At 40.3% G+C, this 1,309-nt stretch carries 2 tRNA genes and 1 rRNA gene; all 3 read left to right on the top strand.

The features are described 5' to 3' along the window. Nucleotides 1–242: 242 nt before the first annotated feature. Nucleotides 243–316, top strand: a tRNA-Ile gene (locus HC175_RS15095). 223 nt (nt 317–539) lie between these two features. Continuing rightward, nucleotides 540–616: transfer RNA gene (locus tag HC175_RS15090), tRNA-Ala, on the top strand. A 256-nt stretch (nt 617–872) separates the two neighbouring features. Then, a 23S ribosomal RNA gene (locus HC175_RS15085) occupies nt 873–1,309 on the top strand; the annotation flags it as partial.

The following is a 1,309-nucleotide window of genomic DNA, read 5'->3' as shown; positions in this document are numbered from 1 at the left end:
CAAAGGAGCCTTTTTACAAATGAAGTAAAAGACTTCTTTTGGTCTTAATTCACTGTCAATTTAATTTTATTAGACATGAGATATTAGATATGAGATGTGAGATAAAGATTTTAAATCTAAATCTAACTTCTAAGATCTAAGATCTAGCGTCTTAAAAAGATATGAGAGATTAGATTTGAGATATGAGATGATAGAGATTAAAGTCTCACGTCTAAAATCTAAGATCTAACATCTAAAGAAACAGTCTCATAGCTCAGCTGGTTAGAGCGCTACACTGATAATGTAGAGGTCGGCAGTTCGAGTCTGCCTGAGACTACGAAGCAAGCGAAGCTTGCGATTCAAAGTTTAAGGTTTAAAGTTCAAAGTTTGAACCTGAGACATAAGTTCATTAAAATATACTGTACATCTGCGCTAAAGCTATGGTGTATGTTGAAAAGGAAATTTTAGAAGTTGGGCAACCAGTTTACAGTACGCAGTTAAGCAGTACGCAGTACAGTGAAGACTGATTACTGAATACTGATCACTGACTACTTAAAAACGGGGGATTAGCTCAGCTGGCTAGAGCGCCTGCCTTGCACGCAGGAGGTCATCGGTTCGACTCCGATATTCTCCACCACGTAAGATTTGAGGCGTGAGATATGAGATTTGAGACATTTATTTGTCTAAGATCTCAAGTCTAAGCTCTCATATCTACAGAAAGTTCATTGACATATTGGAAAATAAGAATACGAGAAACATAAAAATTTCTATAGTTGTAAAATTATAGATAGAGCAAATTATATTTAAAAGAGGTTAGAAGTATTGAGGAGAGGGTTAGTATTAATTTTTAACTCATAACTAATAACTTCGAAAGAGCATATTAGGTAAAAGCACATAAGCTAAATAAGGGCGTATGGGGAATGCCTAGGCTCTCAGAGGCGATGAAGGACGTGATAAGCTGCGAAAAGCTGCGGGGACTGGCACATACAGGTTGATCCGCAGATATCCGAATGGGGCAACCCAGCATGTTGAAGACATGTTACTCCGCAAGGAGGGCGAACCCGGAGAACTGAAACATCTAAGTACCCGGAGGAGAAGAAAACAATAGTGATTGCGCTAGTAGTGGCGAGCGAACGCGCATTAGCCCAAACCATGTAGCTTACGGGCTGCATGGGGTTGTAGGACCACGACATTGGTTGTGTAATGAACTAGAACGCTTTGGAAAGAGCGGCCATAGACGGTGATAGCCCGGTATAGGTAAAGATCATAAACCATAGTGGTATCCTGAGTAGTGCGGGGCACGAGAAACCCTGTATGAATTTGGCGGGAC

It is taken from the genome of Salinimicrobium oceani, from assembly GCF_012037645.1.
The sequence above is the reverse complement of the archived record's forward strand: the minus strand, read 5'-3'. Positions and strand labels throughout refer to the sequence as shown.